The sequence below is a fragment of the Erwinia sp. 2186 genome (assembly GCF_057812255.1).
Genome location: NZ_CM173824.1, coordinates 1,006,869 through 1,027,963, shown reverse-complemented (window position 1 = coordinate 1,027,963; position 21,095 = coordinate 1,006,869). Strand labels below are relative to the sequence as shown.

Genomic DNA, 21,095 nt, shown 5'->3' with positions numbered 1-21,095 from the left:
GAATACAACAGGGATTGCCTGGCTCCAACGGCTATCCTCTGCTCGAAGACCGTTTTGCCTGTTTTCCTGTGGCTTAAACCTGAGGAGAGAGAATAAAAGGAAGGACAGGAGCGGAGGGTTCCGCTCCTGCTTAACTCAGATAGCGACCGGCGCCTTGATAGGCGGATGCGGATCGTAGCCTTCAATCTCGAAATCTTCAAAACGGTAATCAAACAGCGAAGCAGGCTTGCGCTTAATCACCAGTTTTGGCAACGGACGAGGTTCACGCGTCAGCTGCAGATGGGTCTGCTCGAGGTGGTTGCTGTAAAGGTGCGTGTCGCCGCCGGTCCAGACAAAATCACCGACCTCTAAGTCACACTGCTGCGCAACCATATGCACCAGCAACGCATAGCTGGCGATATTGAACGGCAGGCCAAGGAAGATATCGCAGGAGCGTTGATACAGCTGGCAGGAGAGCTTGCCATTCGCCACATAGAACTGGAAGAACGCATGGCAAGGTGCCAGCGCCATCTTATCCAGCTCGCCGACGTTCCAGGCTGACACGATGATGCGGCGGGAATCCGGGTCGCTTTTTAACTGTTGCAACACGTTGGTCAGCTGATCGATCTCACGACCGTCGGCTGCGCCCCAGCTACGCCACTGTTTGCCATACACCGGGCCCAGGTCGCCGTTTTCATCGGCCCATTCGTCCCAGATGGTGACTTTGTTCTCTTGCAGATAAGCGGTGTTGGTATCCCCATTGAGGAACCACAGCAGCTCATGCACGATTGAACGCAAATGACATTTCTTGGTGGTGACCAGCGGGAAACCATCCTGCAGATTGAAGCGCATCTGATGGCCAAAAATCGACAGCGTGCCGGTTCCGGTACGGTCATCCTTCGGCGTGCCCTCTTCCAGCACTTTTCGCATTAAATCCAGATACTGTTTCATTTTGCCCCACGTACTTGCTGCGCGCCCTGACGGCGGTAGGCCCAGACCATCATGATCACGCCGGCCAGAATCATCGGAATAGACAGGATCTGCCCCATGCTGATGGCGTTATCGAACAGGCCCAGCTGCGCATCCGGCTGGCGGAAGAACTCAACGATGATCCGGAACGCGCCGTAACCGATCAGGAACAGGCCTGACACCGCGCCCATCGGACGGTTTTTACGGATAAAGACGTTAAGAATGATAAACAGCACCACACCTTCCAGCAGCAGTTCGTAAACCTGCGATGGGTGACGCGGCAGCACGCCGTACGTCGCCAGCAGTGACTGCCATTCCGGGTGGGTGGCCGCCAGCGCAACGTCTTCGCTGCGCGAGCCTGGGAACAGCATTGCCCACGGCAAGTCCGGTGCCACACGGCCCCACAGCTCACCGTTGATAAAGTTGCCTAAGCGTCCGGCACCCAGACCAAACGGGATCAGAGGTGCAATAAAATCAGCCACCTGGAAGAAGTTACGTTTGGTGCGACGCGCGAACCACAGCATCACGCAGATCACGCCGATCAGGCCGCCGTGGAATGACATGCCGCCATCCCAGACTTTGAACAGGTACAGCGGATTGTCGAGGAACAACGGCATGTTGTAGAACAACACGTAGCCGATACGCCCACCGAGGAACACGCCGAGGAAGCCTGCATACAGCAGGTTTTCAACTTCTTCTTTTTTCCAGCCACTGCCAGGCTTGTTGGCGCGACGCACGGCCAGCCACATGGCAAATACAAAGCCAACAAGGTACATCAAACCGTACCAGTGCAGGGAAATTGGCCCGATGGAGAATATTATCGGGTCAAATTGAGGGAAAGCCAGATAGCCGTTATTCATCTTTCACCATTGTTAAAGTCTGTCCTGACCTGCAGGCGACGGAATAAGTAAACCAGTGCGCGCGGGGCGCTGCATTAAGGCGCGCATAATAGCACAGCCCGAATTGTTGCGATCTCGCGGAACTGTAAACTTTGTTAAGAGATTCAGCGCCCGCCGCGGATCAGCCCGCCAAGGCCACGTCGCTCCATAAAGACGGCAACCAGGTGGCGGACGTCGCTGGCCAGCATCGCGTCAAGCGCGCGGTTGGCCAGCGCGTGGGCTTCTTCGTAATCAATGTGTTGCAGCAGGTATTTTACCCTCGCCACGTTACGGCCGTTCATGCTCAGGTGGTGATAACCCAGGCCAATCAGCACCGCCACGCAGATCGGATCACCCGCCATCTCGCCGCACAGGCAGAGCTCAACGCCCGCCTTTTCGGCTTCCAGCGCAATGGTCTTCAGACCGCGCAGCACCGCCGGATGCAGGCTGTCGTAAAGATTGGCGACCCGCGTATTGTTGCGGTCGACCGCCAGCAAGTACTGGGTAAGATCGTTGGTGCCGACCGAGACAAAATCGACGCGGCCGGTCAGATGCCCGATCATAAAGATCATCGATGGCACTTCGATCATCACCCCGATGCGCGGTTTCGGGATGGTGTAACCCAGCATCTCTTCGACTTCGCGCCCGGCACGATCGATCAGCCGTTTGGCTTCATCAATTTCATCGATGCTGGTGATCATCGGCAGCAGAATGCTGAGGTTATCGCTGGCGACGTTGGCGCGCAGCATGGCGCGAACCTGCACGAGGAAAATTTCCGGCTGATCCAGCGTCAGGCGAATGCCGCGCCAGCCAAGGCACGGGTTTTCCTCACTGATCGGCATATACGGCAGCTGTTTATCTGCGCCGATATCCAGGGTGCGCAGCGTCACCGGCTTGTCGAGGAACAGCTGCAGCATGCCCTGATACTGCGCGACCTGCTCCTCTTCTGAAGGGAAGCCGTTTTGCAGCATAAAGGGAATTTCAGTGCGGTACAGACCGACGCCATCCACCCAGCTTCCCAGCGCTTTTTCATGTTCAGCGCTCAGACCGGCATTCAGCATCACCTTCACCGGCTGACCGCTTTTCAGCGTGGCGGGCTGTTCAACGACATTTTCGGCCAGCTTGCTGAGTTCATTTTCTTCGCTGATCAGCTTCTGGTATTCCTGTACCAGTACCGGTTCAGGATCCACCAGCAGCTCACCGCGATAGCCGTCAACGATCAGCAGCCTGCCATTCATCAACTCGGGCTGAATATCCGCGCCCATCACCGTTGGAATGCCCATCGCGCGCACCATAATGGCGGCGTGTGAGTTGGCGGCACCGTCCCTGACCACCACACCCGCTAAACGGTCGTGCGGCAGCTCGGCCAGCGTGGTGGCGGTGAGTTCATCGGCCACCAGCACAAACTTTTCTGGCCAGGTACTGGTGCTCTGCACGCTGTCATCGAGGTGGAACAGCAAGCGCTGTCCCAGCACCCGCAGATCGCCCGAACGCTCACGCAGATAGCTGTCCTGCAGGCTGGCAAACTGTGCGGCAAACTTCTCAATGACTTTTTTAACGGCCCACTCAGCCACTGAACCGGCGTCAATCTCCGCATAGAGATCTTTCTTCAGCCGGTTGTCGCTGAGTAAGTGGGAATAGAGATCGAAGATTGCCGCGCTTTCTTTGTGCACGCTGGCGGTAAAGCGTTTGCTGTAGCGACGGAATTCGCTGGAGGCTTCATCCATCGCCAGAGAGAGGCGCTCACGCTCGCGGTGCGTATCCAGCGTGGACGCGGCAAACACCAGGTCCAGCGAAGGCTGCGTGGTGTCCACCCACCCTTCCGCCACCGCCACGCCTGGGGATGCGGCCAGCGCACGAATGCGGGTCTGGCGGTACTGACCAAACAGGGCGTTGAGCTGAGACTGCGACAGAATGGTCGCCATCTGCGTGGCCAGCGTGACGAGGAAAGACTCTTCGCTCTCGTCAAACTGACGGTGTTCGCGCTGCTGAACCACCAAAACGCCTAACAGCTGGCGTCGGCTGATGATCGGCACGCCGAGGAACGAGCGGAAACGCTCTTCTTTTACGGAAGGAACATATTTGAAGCTGGGATGACTTTGCGCGTCAGCCAGGTTGATTGGCTCAGCCAGCCGGCCCACCAGCCCGACGATCCCTTCGTCAAAGGCCAGTGCGACGGTACGACCACGCGGCTTTTTTAAGCCACGGGTCGCCATCAGGTAATAGCAGCGGCGGTCGTGATCGGCCAGATACACCGAACAGACTTCGGTATCCATTGCCAGGCAGATCTCATTGACCAGGATATCTAGCGCCTCGGTTAACCGGGGCGCACCTGCCACTTTTTCAACTATTTCGCGCAGCTGTGTGAGCATAATCTACGTGGCTTAACCTCTCTTCCGTCGATAAGCGGGCATATTTCGCTGTACGGTCGTCTCCTGCAGTGGCATGACCACGCTGGCGAACTCTTTCATCACGCGGCGATAGACGTCGCGTTTAAACGAGACCACCTGACGAACCGGATACCAGAAACTGACCCAACGCCAGCCGTCAAATTCCGGCGTGCTGCTGGTCTGCATATTGATATCTGCGTCATTGCACATTAACTGCAAAAGAAACCATTTTTGTTTCTGGCCGATACAAACCGGCTTTGTGTCCCAACGCACCAAACGTTTTGGCAACTTGTAGCGTAACCAGTTTCGGGTAGAGGCAAGGATGCGCACATCTTTGCGGTGCAAACCGACTTCCTCGAACAGTTCCCGGTACATCGCCTGCTCAGCAGTTTCACCCGCATTGATCCCACCCTGGGGAAACTGCCAGGAGTGCTGGCCAAAACGTCTGGCCCACAACACTTGTCCCTGCCTGTTACAAATTACGATACCAACATTCGGGCGGTAGCCATCATCATCGATCACTGGACTACCTCAAACTAAAACTCGGATGTTCTGATTGTTTCATACTCCTTACAGGTGGTAAACCACTGCTTTACGCCCTCAGCACGTGGCTGACGCGGGATAACTCACAGTTTTGCACCAAGTTATAAACAGAGACGGGGCAGAAAGCGCGATCTTATTCACGTTTTCTGTGGATAGCTTTGTGCAGAACTCCCTTAACGGTTGGGGAAAACTTTTTGACGCCTAATTTGCCCCCGATTTTCTCGGTTGATTAACTGACTCTAAAACCTCGGAATTATCCTGATTTTCACCCAAAAATGCCTCCCGTCATCCTGCTGTCACAGAGGGATATTCAGTGACTGGTGAAAGATCGAACACCCGCGTTTTTATCCACAGGATATGCCGCTCACTTAAGCATAAATCGTGCAAAAAGTGGCAAAACAGCCACAGTCAAGGCTGTAAATCGAAACAGTGTTCGCGTAAAAGACGAGTTATCCCATTTTTCTGTGGATAACAGGGGGGGTGATCCTGTTCATTGTCGGTGACAAGTCGGGCATAACCTTTTGCCCTTCCCTTTTTTACCGGGGATGGCGGGGTAAAAAATCATGATTTATCATGCTATTATTCCTGTTTTGCACAATCCGCTTTGCCTTAATTTTCCCTGTGCAAAAGAGTGGTGATTTTTTGAACGGCAACAGAGAGTTATCCATGAGTTCTGAATTTATTCCGCTAACGCCGCCAGAAAACGAAACCGTGCTGCTGGATCGTGCCCAACAGCTGGCAGGCTTTACGCTGGGTGAACTGGCGGCAAGAGCCGGTCTGAAGATCCCGCAGGATCTGCGTCGGGATAAAGGCTGGGTCGGCATGTTACTGGAACGCTACCTGGGAGCCAGTGCCGGCAGCAAGCCCGAGCAGGATTTTGCCGAGATTGGTGTGGAGTTGAAAACCATCCCGATAGACGCGCTGGGTCGCCCACTGGAAACCACCTTCGTCTGCGTCGCGCCACTGACCGGCAACAGCGGCGTCACCTGGCAGACCAGCCATGTGCGGCACAAACTGGCCAGGGTGTTATGGGTTCCCGTTGAGGGTGACCGGGCGATCCCGCTGGCTGAGCGTCGGGTGGGTGCGCCGCTGTTGTGGAGTGCCAGTGAGGAAGAGGAAGCGCTGTTGCAGCGCGACTGGGAAGAGCTGATGGATATGATTGTGTTAGGGCAGGTCGAAAAGATCACCGCCCGCCACGGTGAAGTGCTGCAAATCCGGCCAAAAGCTGCCAACAGCAAAGCGCTGACCGAAGGGATTGGCACTAACGGCCAGCCGATTATGACCTTACCGCGCGGTTTCTATCTGAAGAAAAGCTTTACCGGTCCCCTGCTGGCCCGCCATTTTTTATTGTAATCCGACGGGCTGACCGCCCCAGATAAAAGGAAAGCAGGATAGCGGCGCGACCACGGGTTGCGTATACTCCTCGTTTACTTTTCGTTTAGGAAGCAAAGTTAGCATGTTTGATTGGATTGCAGATCCCAATGCCTGGCTGGCCCTGGGCACGCTGACGATTCTGGAGATCGTCCTCGGCATCGATAATATTATTTTCCTCTCCCTGGTAGTCGCCAAACTCCCTAAACATCAACAGAATACCGCTCGCCGTGTTGGTTTAGCCGGTGCGATGTTAATGCGTCTGGGTCTGTTAGCGTCAATTGCCTGGGTGATCCGCCTGACCACGCCGCTGTTTACCCTGATGGATCACAGCTTCTCCGCCCGCGATTTGATCCTGCTGTTCGGTGGTCTGTTCCTGCTGTGGAAATCCAGCGCGGAGATCCACGAAACCATTGAAGGCGGCGATGCCGAGCATAAAACCAACGTGCACTCGTTTGTCGGTGCCATCGTGCAGATTATGCTGCTGGATATTATTTTCAGCCTCGACTCGGTGATCACCGCCGTCGGCCTGTCGGATCATCTGATTATTATGATGGCCGCCGTGGTGATTGCGGTGGGTGTAATGATGTTCGCCGCTAAAACCATTGGCGACTTCGTTGACCGTCATCCTTCGGTGAAAATGTTGGCGCTGGCTTTCCTGATTTTAGTCGGCTTTACGCTGATACTGGAAAGCTTCAATGTGCATGTTCCTAAAGGCTATATCTATTTCGCCATGTTCTTCTCAATGGCCGTGGAATGCCTGAACCTGATGCGCTCTAAAAAGAACCTCGCCTGATCCTTTACTGGCCGGTCACGCCGGCCAGTACCTCGCTCTGTAGTATCATCTTACGATTAATGTCAATGGCCCGACGTGCTCGCAGCACATTTTCGGACATCTACTACTGCGTCTGTCGCCAAAATGCGTTATTAATGGACGTACCAGTATTCAGTAGCGGGCCTTAAGGGAGCGAAGTATGAAGTATATGTTTGGCGCAGCAGCGCTTATGTTGGCCGTGCTGGTCAGCGGGTGTAGCAGCGATTACGTGATGGCGACTAAGGAAGGCAACATGATCATGACCCAGGGCAAACCTGAGATTGATAAAGAGACCGGCCTGGTGAAATATACCGACCGCTCTGGCCATGAGTTACAAATCAACGGTGATGATGTTTCCTCCATCGTTGAGCGCTAAGTCAAATTAAGCCACCTTTGGCAATCCGTTGGTGGCTCTGTCCGCATTTCCCGATAAATCCCCTCTTCCCCCTGCAGCGAACGGCGGTTATAGTCAAATGCCGGACCTGAGCACGTACCGCGGGGCTATGCACCTCATTGCAGGCCGTTCTTCAGGTTCCAGAACCTTTTAATAATGTAAAAAGGAAGCCGGCACATGCACTATCACCGTATCCCCCACAGCACCCTGGAAGTCAGTAGCCTGGGGTTGGGAACCATGACGTTTGGTGAGCAGAACAGCGAAGCCGACGCCCATGCGCAGTTAGATTTAGCTCTCCGTTCCGGTATTAACCTTATTGATACCGCAGAAATGTATCCGGTGCCTCCGCGTCCGGAAACCCAGGGTTTAACCGAAAAATACATTGGCAGCTGGCTTCAGGCCCGCGGCAATCGTGACAAAATCATCCTTGCGTCCAAAGTGGCCGGCCCGGTGCGTGGCGCCGATGCGTCAATTCGCCCGAATCAGGCGCTGGATCGCAAAAACATTCGTGAAGCGCTGGATGCCAGCCTGAAGCGTCTGAAGACCGATTATCTGGATTTGTATCAGCTGCACTGGCCACAGCGTCAGACCAACTATTTCGGCAAGCTGAGCTACGAGTACAACGACACCACGGCCACCGTCACCCTGCTGGAAACGCTGGAAGCGCTGAACGAACAGGTGCGTGCCGGTAAGATCCGCTATATCGGCGTTTCCAACGAAACCCCTTATGGCGTGATGCGTTACCTGCAGCTGGCGGAAAAGCACGAGCTGCCGCGCATTGTCAGCATCCAAAACCCGTACAGCCTGCTGAACCGCAGCTTTGAAGTCGGTTTGTCGGAAATCAGCCACCTTGAAGGCGTTGAGCTGCTGGCCTATTCGAGCCTGGCGTTTGGGACCTTAAGTGGTAAATACCTGAACGGTGCCAAACCGGAAGGTGCGCGTAATACGCTGTTCAGCCGCTTCACCCGTTACAGCGGTGAGCAGGCTCAGCTGGCTATCGCCGAGTACGTGGCGCTGGCGAAAAAACACGGTCTGGATCCGTCGCAGATGGCGCTGGCCTTTGTCCGTCAGCAGCCGTTTGTTGCCAGTACCCTGTTGGGTGCCACCACGCTTGAGCAGCTGCAGATTAATATCGACAGCTACAATCTGACGCTGACCGAAGACGTGTTGCAGGAACTGGAAGCGATTCATCGTCGTTATACTTTCCCTTCACCATAAAAAAACCGAGGCGGGATCGCTCCCGCCTCGGTTATTCACGCCTTAAAAGCCGCGACGACACTGCCTTCCTTAAACTATACGCTGCGCTTATGACGTTTCTGCGCCAGCTGCCATCCCCACAGCACGGCAATCGCCAGCGCAAACAGCGCCCCAAATCCCACCCCTGTCGCCACTGGCGGCGCGCCAAGTTTGATCGCCAGCGAGTAAAGCCCCAGCATCAGCAGCATCGCGCTGTTCTCACCGAGGTTCTGCACGGCGATCGCATTGCCTGCGCCAACGCTCTCTCTACCGCGCATTTGCAGCAGCGCGTTCAGCGGCACCACAAAGAATCCGCCCAACATACCCAGCACGATCAGCAGGCCGTAAGCGCCGGTGGTGGTGTGTTGCAGCGAGAAAAAGACCACCGCCACACCAATCAGCACGCCAGCCGGCATACAGCGGCCGACGTTTTTCAGCGTCACCAGTTTCGCTGCGGCACCCGCGCCAAAGACGATACCGATGGCGACCATGGCATTCAGCAAGGTCGGGGTTTTGTTATCGGTAATCCCCAGCGCCACCGGCACCCACAGCACCAGCAGGAAGCGCAGCGTGACGCCTGCGCCCCAGAACAGGCTGGTGCCGACCAGCGAGAAGCGGGTTTCGCCATCGCGCCACAAAATGCGGCAGGCGCTGAAGAAGCTGGCCGACATTTTTGCCGGATGCCACGACTGGCCCGGTCTGGCCGCCGTCAGCGTTGGGATCAGGGTATTGGCGGCAACCGCCAGACCATAGGCCGCGACGCAGGCCACCAGTGCGCCGGTCAGGTTCCAGTCAGCCAGCACGCCACCGGCAATCGATCCCAGCAGAATGGCGGCAATGGTCGACGACTCCATCAGGCCGTTGGCTTTCACCAGCGTATCGCCCCCGGAAATCTCACCGAGAATGCCATATTTTGCCGGTGAATACGCCGCCGCGCCGACGCCGACCAGGCTGTAGCCGAGAAACGGATTAAAGCCGAAGCAGATGGTCAGCGCGCCCAGCAGCTTGAGGCCGTTAGAGAACATCATCACCCGACCTTTGGCGAAGCTGTCCGCCATCTGGCCGACAAACGGCGCCAGAATGATGTAGGTGGCAACAAACACCATCTGCAACACCGGCTGGCTCCAGTCGGGATAGACCTGCTGCTTCAGCACCGCGAGGGTAGCAAACAGCAGCGCATTATCACCAAACGCGGAGAGGAACTGGGCGGCAATCACCGCCATCATCCCTTTCGACATCAGCCCCTGAGGGTTGGCGGGGTTAGTCATTGGCGTTCTCCGCGTTCTCTGGATTTTCGGCCATGCTGCGCAGGGTGACGAAATCAGGTTTACCGCTGCCCAGTAACGGCAGCTGCTTGAGGAAGCGGATGTCTCGCGGCACCGCCAGCTCCGGGCTGCCCAACTCACGCGCGGCTTTCTGCAGCCCATCGCGGCTCAGTTCGCTGTCGGTGGTGAACAGCACCAGGGCTTCGCCACGGTTGCCGTCCGGCTTCATTGAGGCGGCATGCTGCTTCTCTGGCGAGGCTTTCAGCGCCAGTTGCTCAACCGTTTCCAGCGAGACCATTTCACCGGCGATTTTGGCAAAGCGCTTCACGCGGCCCTGGATCTGGCAGAAGCCGTGATCGTCAAAGCTGACGATATCACCGGTGTCGTACCAGCCGGCTTCCATCTGCCCTTCACCGTTATCGGCCTGTGGGGCTTCCAGCACGCCAGGATTTTCCACCCGCAGATAGCCTTTCATAATGTTCGGGCCGCGCAGCTGCAGCAAACCACCCTGCTCAATGCCCGGCACCGAAATCAGACGTGAATCCATGCCCGGCAGAATGCGGCCAACGGTATGGTTTTTCGCCGCCATCGGCACGTTAATTGCCACCACCGGCGCGCACTCGGTCACGCCATAGCCTTCCAGAATACGGATACCAAATTTGTCCATCCAGGTCTGGCGCGTGCCTTCCTGTAATTTTTCCGCACCCGCGACGACGTAGCGCAGCCGGCCAAAATCGTACGGGTTGGCGAAGCGCGCATAGTTGCCGAGGAAGGTGGAGGTGCCGAACAGCACGGTGCAGTTACGGTCATAGACCAGTTCCGGCACGATGCGATAATGCAGCGGGCTGGGATAGAGGAACACCTGCGCGCCGGTCATCAGCGGGGTAAAGAGTCCTACCGTCAGGCCGAAAGCATGGAACAGCGGCAGTGCGGACATAAAGCGGTCGCGCGGCGTGAAGTCCGCCACGGTTCTGATCTGCTCAACGTTGGCCAGCAGGCTTTTATGGGAGTGCACCACGCCTTTCGGGTTGCCTTCCGATCCGGAGGTAAACAGCACCATCGCGGCATCTTCCGGCTGTTGCTTCACTTCGGCCTGGCGCGGCATCAGCAGATGGCGGAGGATCCACAGCTTGTCCTGAGTGGTGACGGTGTCTTTCAGATCTTCGAGGAAGATCCATTTCACCTGGGTAATCTCTTCCGGCAGATGCCACAGCTTGCCTTTGTCGAGGAACTGGCGGGAGGTGAAGACCGTTTTCACTTCCGCAGCTTTCAGCGCGCTGCTGACGCCCTTTACGCCGGCGGTGTAGTTCAGCATCGCCGGGATGCGTCCGCGCATCGACGCACCGAGGATCGCCGCCGCGGTAACCGTCGCATTAGGCAACAGCAGACCGATATATTCACCAGGCGCGGTATAACGCTCCAGAATACGGCCGACGCCGAGGGATTTTTTCAGCAGGCCGGTGTAGCTGTCAGGCGTGAAGTTAACGTCTTCAATCGCCGGTTTGAAGTAGCCATACCGGGTACGCGCAGACAGAAAGGCCTGATACAGGGTTTCGCGTGGACGCACCGCCATGCGGGCTTCCATCATGATGTGATGCAGATGCTCGCCCGCCAGCTTGCGACGATCGCGCGCTTTTGGCGCGTCCGGCATCGGGATAATGGTGGACGGCAATACGGTCAGGCTGATGCGCGGGAAAAGACGGCGCTTGAACACGCCGGCCAGGCGACCAAAAGGGGTATATTCCGCCCCTTCAATACGCAGCGGCACCACGGTAGCCTGGGATTTAGCGGCCACGAAACCGGCACCGTCGTAGATTTTCATCAGCGAGCCGGTCACGGTGATACGGCCTTCCGGGAAGATCACTACCGGGCGGCCCTGGCCTATCATCTTCACCAGATGCTTGATCGACATCGGTTTGGTCGGATCCATCGGCACGAAATCGACCACTTTGCTGGCCAGGCGCATCGTCCAGTGCTGACTGACCGACGAGTAAACGGCAAAAACCGGTTTTACCGGCAGAAAAACGGCCAGCAACACACCGTCGAGAAACGACATGTGGTTGGGCACAATCAGTACTTTTTCTTTATATAATCCAGACAGATCGCCCTGCAGGCGGGTGCCGAAGCACAGGCGAAACAGCAGGCGGAGAGTTTTAAATAGCATGCCAACTCCTTAGCATAAAAAAGTTGGCTCTAACGATGCAGTATCCAGCGCCACAACTCAATGCTCTGCAGGCAAAATAGTCCTCAAACAGGTCAGGATGGAACCGGCTTCACATCGGGTTTAAAGGCCTTCCGCACTCACTGCCATCACCGGTCCTGCCAGCCGCCGCCCAGCGCGGCAATCAGCTGGACGCTGGCAACCCACTGCGTGCTTTGCAGCGACAACAGGCTCTGCTGTGAGCTGAGGCTGGTGTTCTCGGTAGTCGCCACATCCAGATAATCAATCATCCCGGCCTGATACTGGTTATAGGTGACGCGCGCAGACTCTTTCGCCGCGTCGGTCGCCCGCTGCTGCGCGAGCATCTCGTCCTGCAGGGTGTTCAGCTCAACCAGATAGTTTTCCACTTCCTGGAAGCCGGTCAGCACCGCCTGGCGATAGCTTGCCACGTCCGCATCATAGGCGGCGCGGGCCTGATCGACTTTCGCCGAGGTGCCACCAAAGTCCAGCAGCGTGCCGCTCAGCTCCGGCCCTAATGACCAGACGCGGTTGGGCAGCGAGAGCAAATTGCTGAAGGTGGAGCTGGAGAAGCCGCCGGTGGCGCCAAGCGTCAGGTCTGGATAGTACCCGGCAATCGCCACGCCCACCGCAGCATTGGCCGAAGCCACGGTACGTTCGGCATAGGCGATATCCGGGCGGCGCTGCAACAGCTCGGACGGCAGCGCGTCAGGGATAACCGGCAGCGTGGCGGTAAGCGGTGCGGCAGGCAGGCTGAATTCAGCGGGGGTTTTGCCGATCAGCATGGCGATGGCATGTTCGGTCTGCGCCCGTTGCCAGGTCAGATCCAGCGCGGACGCCCGGGCGCTTTCCAGCTGGGCCTGCGCCTGCGCCAGCGTGGCGCGGGATTCGCTGCCGGACTGGTATTTGTTGTCGATTACCTTCAGATAGCGCTGATAGGCGTCGACACTTTGCTGATACAGGGCGATCTGCTGATCCATAATCCGCAGCTGGAAATAATCCTGCGCCAGTTCGGACTGCGCACTCAGCGTGATGTTGGCTAACTCGGCGGCGCTGGCCTGCGCGCTGGCCTTGTTCTCTTCCAGCGTGCGACGCAGTTTGCCCCAGATATCCAGCTCCCAGCTGGCGCTGGCTTCCAGCGAGTGGCTGTCGCTGACCGTGCGGCCCGAGCCGGTGGTGGTGTTACTGGCGCTGCCGCTGCGGGTGGAAGCGCCGGTTCCGGTCACGCTGGGAAACAGATCCGAGCGGGATCCCGACACCAGTGCCTGCGCCTGACGATATTGCGCTTCGTATTGCGCGACGTTTTGGTTGGAAATCGACACCTGCTGCAACAGCCCGGCCAGCGTTTCATCGTGGTAAACCGCCCACCACGCGCCTTTACTATCCGCATCCTGCGGTTTGGCCTGTTGCCAGCCCTTGGCTTCTTTGTACTGGCTGGGCACGCTGGCGGTTGGACGATGGTAATCAGGGCCAACGGCACAGCCGCTCAGGATCAGCGCCAGCAAAACAGGGGTCAGTTTAGTCATTTTCATTATCATTATTCAGCATGACGCAGGCGGGCCCACTGGCGTTTCGTGGCCCGGCTGGCGCGATCAAGATAGAGGTACACCACCGGAGTGGTGAATAAAGTGAGCAGCTGGCTCAAGGCCAGGCCGCCGGCAATCGCCAGCCCCAGCGGACTGCGTAAATCGGCATCGCCGCCGCTGCCCAACGCCAGCGGCAGCGCGCCAAAGAAGGCGGCCAGCGTGGTCATCATAATCGGACGGAAACGCATCAGGCAGGCCTGGGTGATCGCCTGCTGCGGTGACAGTCCCTGCTTACGCTCGGCCGCCAGCGCAAAGTCGATCATCATAATGGCGTTCTTTTTCACAATGCCGATCAACAGCAGAATGCCGATCAGCGCGATCACCGTCAGCTGGGTGCCGGTCAGCAGCATCAGCAGCAGCGCGCCAACGCCCGCCGACGGCAAGGTCGACAGGATGGTCAGCGGATGGATATAGCTTTCATACAGCATCCCCAGCACGATATAGACCGCCGCCAGCGCGGCGAGGATCAGCCACGGCATCGAGGCGGACAGGTCGGCAAAGGCTTTCGCCGTGCCCTGGAAGCCCGCCTGAATGCTGTCCGGTAGCGCGATCTGCGCCATCGCCGTTTTGATCAGCGCCGAGGCCTGTTCCAGCGAGACGCCATCGGCGAGGTTAAAGGCAATGGTGCTGGTCGCTGACTGGCCCTGATGCGCCACCGACAGTGGCGCATTCGCCCCGCTGAAGCTGGCAAAGGCCGAGATCGGCACCTGCGCGCCCTCGTCGTTGACCACAAACATGTTCTCCAGCATCTGCGGATCGCGGGTGTAGGCATCCTGCACCGACATCACCACATGATACTGGTTAAGCGTTTTATACAGCGTGGCCACCTGCCGCTGCGAAAAGGCGTTGTTCAGCAGCGTATCCAGCATATTCACATCCACGCCAAGCCGTTTTGCCCGGTCGCGATCGATATTGATCATCACCTCCTGGCCGCCGGTCTGGGCATCAGAGTCGACGCTGGTCAGCTGCGGGATGGCTTCCAGCGCGGCTTTGACCCTGGGCGTCCAGATGCGCAAGGTATCGAGATCGTCAGCCTGCAGGCTGTACTGATAAGAGGCGTTGGCGCTGCGTCCACCGATATGAATATCCTGCGCCGCCATCAGGAACAGCTGCACGCCGGGGATATTGGCCGATTTGCCGCTCAGCCGGTTGGCGACTTCGGTGGCGGTGGCATCGCGCTTGTCGAAGTCCTTCAGATGCACAAAGAAGTTGGCGGTGTTGCGCGAGCCAAATGCGCCGCTGCCCATCGACGCCATCACGCCATCCACCGCCGGATCCTGCTCAATCATTTTGGCGAACTGCTGCAGCTTGGGCTTCATCGCCTGATAAGAGACGTTCTGGTCGGCCCGCAACATGCCCATCAACAGGCCGGTATCCTGATTGGGGAAGAAGCCTTTCTGCACCACCGAATAGAGGAACAGATTCAGCAGCACCGTCAGGATCAGGCTGAAGAGCGTCAACCGCTGGTGACGCATCACCCAGTCCAGCGCCGAGGAATACGCCGCCAGCAGCCGGTTCAGGCCGTTCTCAATCCACTGATAAACCGGGTGCGGACGCCTGGTGACCGCCGGTCGGCGTTTTAGCAGCCGTGAACAGAGCATCGGCGTCAGGCTCAGCGAAACCAGCATCGAGATAATCAGCGACACCGTCAGCGTCACCGCAAATTCGCGGAACAGCCGCCCGACAATGCTGCCCATCAACAGGATGGGGATAAACACCGCCACCAGCGACAGCGTCATCGACAGCACGGTGAAGCTCACCTCGTGCGCGCCTTTTAGCGAGGCGCGCACCGGGCTCATCCCTTCTTCGATATAACGGGTGATGTTTTCCAGCACCACGATCGCATCGTCGACCACAAAGCCGGTGGCGATAATCAGCGCCATCAACGACAGGTTATCAAGGCTGTAGCCGAGCATATACATCACGGCACAGGTGCCAATCAGCGACACCGGCAACGCCAGCGCCGGGATCAACACCGCCTGCACGTTGCGCAGGAAAACGAACACCACGCCGATCACCAGCAGCACGGCAATCAGCAGCGTCTCTTCGGTGTCATACAGCGAGGCGCGAACGTTGGGCGAGCGGTCGACGACAATTTTCAGCGCCACGTCCGCCGGCAGATCCTTCTCCAGCGCCGGCAGCTGCGCTTTGATCGCATCAATGGTTTCCAGCATATTGGCGCCCGCCTGACGGGTCACGCCGATCATCACCGATGGCGTCTGGTTGTAGTAACCGACGTTGTATTTGTCTTCGACCGAGTCATACACCGTGGCGACATCGCTGAGGTGGATCGCCCTGCCGTCCTGATAACTGACCACCAGCTTGCGGTATTCGCTGGCCTTATCGAGCTGGCCGTTGCTGTCAACCACCCACGACTGATGTTCGCCCTGCAACATTCCCTTCGGCAGATTGCTGGTGCTGTTGGCTATCGCCTCGCGCACCGTATCCATCGACACGCCGAAGTGCGTCAGCATCTGCGGTTGCAGATCGATTCTCACCGCCGGCAGCGCACTGCCCATCAGCGACACATCGCCGACACCCTGCACCTGGGCAATCTTCTGGTCGATTTTACTGTCGGCAATATCGTACAGCTCGCCGTTGGTGCGGGTGGTGGAGGTCAGCGCCAGCATCACAATTGGCGCGTCGGACGGGTTGGCTTTACGGTAGGTCGGCAGCGACGCCATGCTGCTCGGCAGCAGGCTGCGGGCGGCATTGATCGCCGCCTGCACGTCACGCGCGGCACCGTTGATGTCCCGGCTCAAATCGAATTGCAAAATGATATTGCTCGATCCCGCCGAACTGCTGGAGGTCATCTCGGTGATGCCGGCAATCTGCCCGAGCGATCGCTCCAGCGGCGTGGCCACCGTGGCAGCCATGGTTTCCGGGCTGGCACCCGCCAGCTTCGCCGTCACCATAATGGTCGGGAAATCCACCTGCGGCAGCGGGGCCACCGGCAGCAGGCGGTAACCGAGCGCGCCCAACAGCAGCAGCGCCATGGTCAGCAGCAGCGTGGCGACCGGCCGGAAGATAAACAGCCGTGTGATATTCATCCGCGAACCTTACGCATTCTGCGGCGGGTACGCTCTGCCATGCGGTCGAACCACAGGTAGATCACCGGCGTGGAGAACAGCGTCAGCACCTGGCTGAAGATCAATCCGCCGACGATCACCAGTCCCAGCGGCTGGCGAAGCTCCGCGCCAGAGCCGGATGCCAGCATCAGCGGCAGCGCACCCAGCAGCGCCGCCATGGTGGTCATCAGGATCGGGCGGAAACGCAGCAGGCAGGCCTGATGGATCGCCTCACGCGGGCTGAGATGCTGATGCTTCTCCGCGTCCAGCGCGAAGTCGATCATCATAATGGCGTTCTTTTTCACAATGCCGATCAGCAGGATCACCCCGATTAGCGCAATCAGGCTGAATTCGGTTCCCGACAGCAGCAGCGTCAGCAGTGCGCCGACCGCCGCGGACGGCAGCGTCGAGAGAATGGTCACCGGATGGATAAAGCTTTCATACAGAATGCCCAGCACCACATACATGGTCAGCAGCGCGGCGAGGATCAGCCACAGCGTATTGCTGGTGGCGCTCTGGAATGCCGCCGTTTCCCCCTGATAACGCAGGGTGATGCTCGACGGCTGCGCCAGACTTTGCTGGGTTTCCGCTATCGCTTGCTGCGCATCTTCCAGCGAATAACCGTCCGTCAGGTTAAAGGAGACGGTCACCGCCGGGAACTGATTGAGGCGCATATGGGTCAGCGAGCCGATACGCTGATGGATGGTGGCAATCGACGTCAGCTTAACCATGCCGGTGGTGCTGGCGGTAGTGCTTGTGCTGCTGTCGCTGGTTGACGTGGTGCTGGTGGTGCTGGTCGAATCCGTATCCGAACTGCTGGTCGTTGTGCTGCTGGCCGGCGCCAGATAGATATCATCAAACGAGGCCGGAGACTGCTGATATTTCGGCGCCACTTCCAGCACCACGCGGTACTGATTCGACTGGGTAAAGATGGTCGACACCAGGCGTTGGCCGAAGGCGTTATACAACGCGGTATCGACGTCCGCCGCGGTGATGCCATAGCGGGCAGCCGCATCGCGGTTAAGCTCGACGTAGGCCACCTGCCCCTGATCCTGCAGATTGCTGACCACCGAACTGAACTCCGGCCGCTTTTTCAGCGCGGCCACCAGTTTTGGCGACCAGCTCACCAGATTTTCACTGTCAGCATCATCCAGCGAGAACTGATACTGATCCGGCGTGACCTGATCGTTTACCGTCAGATCCTGCGACGCCTGCATATACAGCTGGATGCCCGGCACGCTCTCCGTGGCCTGCTTCAGTTCGGCAATCACCTGGTCGGCGCGCTCATCGCGCTGGTCAAACGACTTAAGGTTAATTTGCAGCCGTCCGCTGTTCAGGCTGGTGTTGGTGCCGTCGATGCCGATGGTGGATGAGAGGCTCTCCACCGCCGGGTTTTTCAGCACGATAGCCGCCAGCGCCTGCTGACGTTTGGCCATTTCACTGAACGAGATATCCTGCGAGGCCACGGTGACGCCCTGGATCAGCCCGGTATCCTGCGACGGGAAGAAGCCTTTGGGGATCACCAGATACAGCAGGCCGGTAAACACCAGCGTCGCCAGCGCCACCAGCAGCGTCAGCCGCTGATGATTAAGCACGATGGTCAGCAGACGATCGTAACCGGCAATCAGCTTGTCAAAGAACTGGCCGCCTTTACGGTAGAAACGGCTCTGCCGCTCTTCGGGAATATGGCGCAGCAGATAGGCGCACAGCATCGGCGTTAACGTTAATGACACCACCATCGACACCAGAATCGACACCGCAAGCGTGATGGCGAACTCACGGAACAAGCGCCCGACCACATCGCCCATAAACAGCAGCGGGATCAGTACCGCAATCAGCGAGAAGGTCAGCGAGATAATGGTGAAGCCGATCTGCGCCGAGCCTTTCAGCGCGGCCTGCATCGGGGTTTCGCCCTGCTCCAGACGGCGCGAGATGTTCTCCACCACCACGATGGCATCATCAATCACGAAGCCGGTGGCAATGGTCAGCGCCATCAGCGACAGGTTATTCAGGCTGAAGTCGGCGAGGTACATCACGCCAAAGGTGCCGACCAGCGAAAGCGGCACGGCAATGCTGGGGATCAGCGTGGCAGCCACGTTGCGCAGGAACAGGAAGGTGACCATCACCACCAGTGCAATCGACAGCATCAGCTCAAACTGGACGTCGCTGATCGAGGCACGAATGGTCTGGGTGCGGTCGGAAAGGATCTGCACCTTGACGCCATCCGGCAAGGCGGCCTGAAGGGTTGGCAGCTGTGCTTTAATCGCATCCACCACCGAGATCACGTTCGCGCCGGGCTGGCGCTGCACGCTGATCACAATCGCCGGGGAATTATTGGCCCACGCCGACTGATAGGTGTTCTCCGCCGCTTCCTGAATGGTGGCGATATCGTGCAATCGCAGCGCCGCGCCGTTCTGATACGTCAGGATCAGGTTGCCGTACTCTTCCGCCGTGCGCAGCTGGTCGTTGGCGTCGATGGTCACCGAGTGATACTGACCGTCGAATCCGCCTTTCGAGCCGTTAACGTTGCTGTTGCCGATCAGCGTATTGACGTCTTCCAGCGTCAGCCCGTGTGCCGCCAGCGCTTTCGGGTCCATCTGTACGCGGATTGCCGGCTGATGTCCGCCCGCCAGCGTCACCATACCGACGCCGGAAATCTGTGACAGCTTCAGCGCCACGCGGGTGTTGACCAGATCCTGCACTTTGATCAGCGGCAGCGTGTCCGAACTCGCCGCCAGAGTGATGACGGCGGTATCCGCCGGGTTAACCTTTTTGTAGGTCGGCGGGTTCGGCAGATCGGACGGCAACAGGCTGTCGGCGGCGTTGATCGCCGCCTGCACTTCCTGCTCGGCCACGTCCAGCGACAGATCCAGCGAGAACTTCAGGGTGATCACCGAGGATCCGCTGGAGCTGCTGGACGCCATCTGGCTCAGGCCTGCCATCTGCCCAAGCTGGCGTTCCAGCGGCGCGGTCACCGACGAGGCCATCACGTCCGGGCTGGCGCCAGGATAGAGCGTGGTCACCTGAATGGTCGGGTAATCCACCTGCGGCAGCGCCGAGGTGGAGAGGAAGCGGTAGGCGAAGATGCCGGAGAGCAGCACCGCCACCATCAGCAGAATGGTGGCAACCGGACGTTCGATAAAGATGCGAGAGGGATTCATTGCGCTTTCGCGCTCCCGCTGGCGGTTTTGGTTTCTGCGGCGGTCACCACTTTCACCTTGCTGCCGTTGCTCAGGCGATCGATCCCTTCGGTAACCACCTGCTCACCCGCGCTGACGCCGGAGAGGATCGCCTGCTGCGTGTCCCCCAGCGTTGGCCCGGTTTTAACCGCCTTGCGGGTCACGGTTTGGTCTTTATTGATCACGTAGACAAAGCTGCCATCGCTGCTCAGCTGCAGGGCCTGGGCCGGGATCACCGTCGCCTGTTTCAGCGTGCCGGTTTGCAGCCGCAGGTTCACAAACTGGTTGGGATACAGCGTTTCGTCCTGGTTGGCAAACAGTGCTTTCAGCTTCACCGAGCCGGTGCTGGTATCAATCTGGTTGCTGATAAACTGCACGCTGCCGCTGGCCAGCTCGGCGTTGCCATCCTGATCGAAGGCGGTGGCGGGCAGGCTCTGGCCGTTGTGCAGCGACTTCAGCAGAACAGGAATGTTGTTCTGCGGCACGCTAAAGGTCACGGCGGCAGGCTGGGTCTGGGTGATGGTGACGATGCCGGTGGTATCGGTGGTGTGCACCATATTGCCCGCGTCGACCAGGCGTAAACCGGCGCGACCGGCAATCGGTGAGGTGATTTTGGTGAACTCAAGGTTCAGCTTAGCGGCGGCAATCTGTGCCTCATCGGCCTTGATGGTGCCGGCATACTGGCCGACGGTGGCAATCTGCGTATCCAGATCCTGGCGAGCCAGCGAGTCCTGGGCAAACAGCTTGCGGTAACGCGCCAGCGTCAGTTCGGCACTTTTCAGCAGCGCCTGATTCTGGCTTAAATCACCCTGATACTGCGCCAGCGTGGCCTGATAGCTGCGCGGATCGACCTGCGCCAGCACCTGCCCTGCTTCCACTTTTTGCCCTTCGGTAAACAGCACCTTGATCAACTGTCCGTCGACCCGGCTGGTGACCGTCACCGTCGAGTTAGCCACCACGGTGCCTAACGCTGTCAGATAGACCGGAACATCCGCCGTCGTAACCTCGCCCGCGTGCACCGGCGTCACCGCACCGGCCATCATCCCCGGACCGCCAGGCCCACGCATACCGCCATGGCCCCCCGGTCCACCAGGACCACCCGCTTCTCCACTACCGTGCGGCCAGAAACGCCAGGCCAGCAGGGCAACGAGGATGACCAGGATCAGTAAAATGATTTTTTTACGTCGGGAGGATGAGGTTTTCGAAGTCGTTGGGGTCATGAGGCTCTGTGGAGTCAAGTGAGG

General features: G+C 58.3%; 14 protein-coding genes. 4 read left to right on the top strand and 10 right to left on the bottom strand.

The genetic code is table 11. The features are described from left to right. Positions 1–135 precede the first annotated feature (135 nt). The 4 genes from thyA to rppH form a co-directional block, all read right to left on the bottom strand. Entirely contained in the window at positions 136–930 is a 795-nt protein-coding gene (gene thyA / locus ACXKZG_RS04740; RefSeq protein ID WP_013203598.1) for a thymidylate synthase, read from the bottom strand. After that, on the bottom strand, positions 927–1,808 hold the full coding sequence (lgt, locus tag ACXKZG_RS04735) for a prolipoprotein diacylglyceryl transferase (RefSeq protein WP_013203599.1): 882 nt from the start codon (positions 1,806–1,808) through the stop codon (positions 927–929). Before lgt ends, thyA begins: the two co-directional genes overlap by 4 nt. A 143-nt stretch (positions 1,809–1,951) precedes the next feature. Further along, complete coding sequence (ptsP, locus tag ACXKZG_RS04730) at positions 1,952–4,198, bottom strand: phosphoenolpyruvate--protein phosphotransferase (RefSeq protein ID WP_488875781.1); 2,247 nt, start codon at positions 4,196–4,198, stop codon at positions 1,952–1,954. A gap of 12 nt (positions 4,199–4,210) precedes the next feature. Further along, positions 4,211–4,738 carry an RNA pyrophosphohydrolase gene (gene rppH, locus ACXKZG_RS04725; protein ID WP_013203601.1) on the bottom strand — a complete coding sequence of 176 codons (528 nt, stop codon included), beginning with the start codon at positions 4,736–4,738 and terminating at the stop codon, positions 4,211–4,213. Positions 4,739–5,425: 687 nt separating this feature from the next. Between rppH and mutH the strand changes: the two genes are divergently transcribed. The 4 genes from mutH to ACXKZG_RS04705 all read left to right on the top strand — a co-directional run bounded on the left by mutH (position 5,426) and on the right by ACXKZG_RS04705 (position 8,556). Next, positions 5,426–6,112 (top strand): DNA mismatch repair endonuclease MutH, encoded by a 687-nt coding sequence (gene mutH, locus ACXKZG_RS04720; protein ID WP_013203602.1) that lies wholly within the window; start codon positions 5,426–5,428, stop codon positions 6,110–6,112. A 103-nt stretch (positions 6,113–6,215) separates the two neighbouring features. After that, the gene (locus ACXKZG_RS04715) at positions 6,216–6,926 is read left to right on the top strand and encodes a TerC family protein (protein ID WP_013203603.1); all 711 of its coding nucleotides are present in this window, start codon (positions 6,216–6,218) and stop codon (positions 6,924–6,926) included. Positions 6,927–7,104: 178 nt separating this feature from the next. Next, entirely contained in the window at positions 7,105–7,320 is a 216-nt protein-coding gene (locus ACXKZG_RS04710; RefSeq protein ID WP_013203604.1) for a YgdI/YgdR family lipoprotein, read from the top strand. Positions 7,321–7,515: 195 nt separating this feature from the next. Continuing rightward, positions 7,516–8,556 (top strand): NADP(H)-dependent aldo-keto reductase, encoded by a 1,041-nt coding sequence (locus tag ACXKZG_RS04705; protein WP_013203605.1) that lies wholly within the window; start codon positions 7,516–7,518, stop codon positions 8,554–8,556. A gap of 74 nt (positions 8,557–8,630) precedes the next feature. Here ACXKZG_RS04705 and lplT read toward each other — a convergent pair whose 3' ends face one another. The 6 genes from lplT to ACXKZG_RS04675 all read right to left on the bottom strand — a co-directional run bounded on the left by lplT (position 8,631) and on the right by ACXKZG_RS04675 (position 21,071). Continuing rightward, the gene (lplT, locus tag ACXKZG_RS04700; protein ID WP_041692111.1) at positions 8,631–9,842 is read right to left on the bottom strand and encodes a lysophospholipid transporter LplT; all 1,212 of its coding nucleotides are present in this window, start codon (positions 9,840–9,842) and stop codon (positions 8,631–8,633) included. Beyond that, positions 9,835–12,003 carry a bifunctional acyl-ACP--phospholipid O-acyltransferase/long-chain-fatty-acid--ACP ligase gene (aas, locus tag ACXKZG_RS04695; RefSeq protein ID WP_346595718.1) on the bottom strand — a complete coding sequence of 723 codons (2,169 nt, stop codon included), beginning with the start codon at positions 12,001–12,003 and terminating at the stop codon, positions 9,835–9,837. Before aas ends, lplT begins: the two co-directional genes overlap by 8 nt. A 146-nt stretch (positions 12,004–12,149) precedes the next feature. Continuing rightward, positions 12,150–13,550: an efflux transporter outer membrane subunit gene (locus tag ACXKZG_RS04690; RefSeq protein WP_488875780.1), complete on the bottom strand. Its 1,401-nt coding sequence runs from the start codon at positions 13,548–13,550 to the stop codon at positions 12,150–12,152. Between the two features lie 5 nt (positions 13,551–13,555). Then, positions 13,556–16,654: a multidrug efflux RND transporter permease subunit gene (locus ACXKZG_RS04685; RefSeq protein ID WP_134822654.1), complete on the bottom strand. Its 3,099-nt coding sequence runs from the start codon at positions 16,652–16,654 to the stop codon at positions 13,556–13,558. Continuing rightward, positions 16,651–19,833, bottom strand: a complete 3,183-nt coding sequence (locus tag ACXKZG_RS04680; protein ID WP_013203610.1) for an efflux RND transporter permease subunit — start codon at positions 19,831–19,833, stop codon at positions 16,651–16,653. The genes ACXKZG_RS04685 and ACXKZG_RS04680 overlap by 4 nt, the downstream gene beginning before the upstream one ends. Next, positions 19,830–21,071 (bottom strand): MdtA/MuxA family multidrug efflux RND transporter periplasmic adaptor subunit, encoded by a 1,242-nt coding sequence (locus ACXKZG_RS04675; RefSeq protein WP_488875779.1) that lies wholly within the window; start codon positions 21,069–21,071, stop codon positions 19,830–19,832. The genes ACXKZG_RS04680 and ACXKZG_RS04675 overlap by 4 nt, the downstream gene beginning before the upstream one ends. Positions 21,072–21,095 lie beyond the last annotated feature (24 nt).

Excerpts from the sequence above, each read along its gene's own strand:
- aas (WP_346595718.1), bottom strand. The coding sequence starts at position 12,003 with ATGCTATTTAAAACTCTCCGCCTGCTGTTTCGCCTGTGCTTCGGCACC.
- ACXKZG_RS04675 (WP_488875779.1), bottom strand. The coding sequence starts at position 21,071 with ATGACCCCAACGACTTCGAAAACCTCATCCTCCCGACGTAAAAAAATC.
- ACXKZG_RS04680 (WP_013203610.1), bottom strand. The coding sequence starts at position 19,833 with ATGAATCCCTCTCGCATCTTTATCGAACGTCCGGTTGCCACCATTCTG.
- ACXKZG_RS04705 (WP_013203605.1), top strand. The coding sequence starts at position 7,516 with ATGCACTATCACCGTATCCCCCACAGCACCCTGGAAGTCAGTAGCCTG.
- lgt (WP_013203599.1), bottom strand. The coding sequence starts at position 1,808 with ATGAATAACGGCTATCTGGCTTTCCCTCAATTTGACCCGATAATATTC.
- ACXKZG_RS04690 (WP_488875780.1), bottom strand. The coding sequence starts at position 13,550 with ATGAAAATGACTAAACTGACCCCTGTTTTGCTGGCGCTGATCCTGAGC.
- ACXKZG_RS04710 (WP_013203604.1), top strand. The coding sequence starts at position 7,105 with ATGAAGTATATGTTTGGCGCAGCAGCGCTTATGTTGGCCGTGCTGGTC.
- thyA (WP_013203598.1), bottom strand. The coding sequence starts at position 930 with ATGAAACAGTATCTGGATTTAATGCGAAAAGTGCTGGAAGAGGGCACG.
- ptsP (WP_488875781.1), bottom strand. The coding sequence starts at position 4,198 with ATGCTCACACAGCTGCGCGAAATAGTTGAAAAAGTGGCAGGTGCGCCC.
- mutH (WP_013203602.1), top strand. The coding sequence starts at position 5,426 with ATGAGTTCTGAATTTATTCCGCTAACGCCGCCAGAAAACGAAACCGTG.
- ACXKZG_RS04685 (WP_134822654.1), bottom strand. The coding sequence starts at position 16,654 with ATGAATATCACACGGCTGTTTATCTTCCGGCCGGTCGCCACGCTGCTG.
- lplT (WP_041692111.1), bottom strand. The coding sequence starts at position 9,842 with ATGACTAACCCCGCCAACCCTCAGGGGCTGATGTCGAAAGGGATGATG.
- ACXKZG_RS04715 (WP_013203603.1), top strand. The coding sequence starts at position 6,216 with ATGTTTGATTGGATTGCAGATCCCAATGCCTGGCTGGCCCTGGGCACG.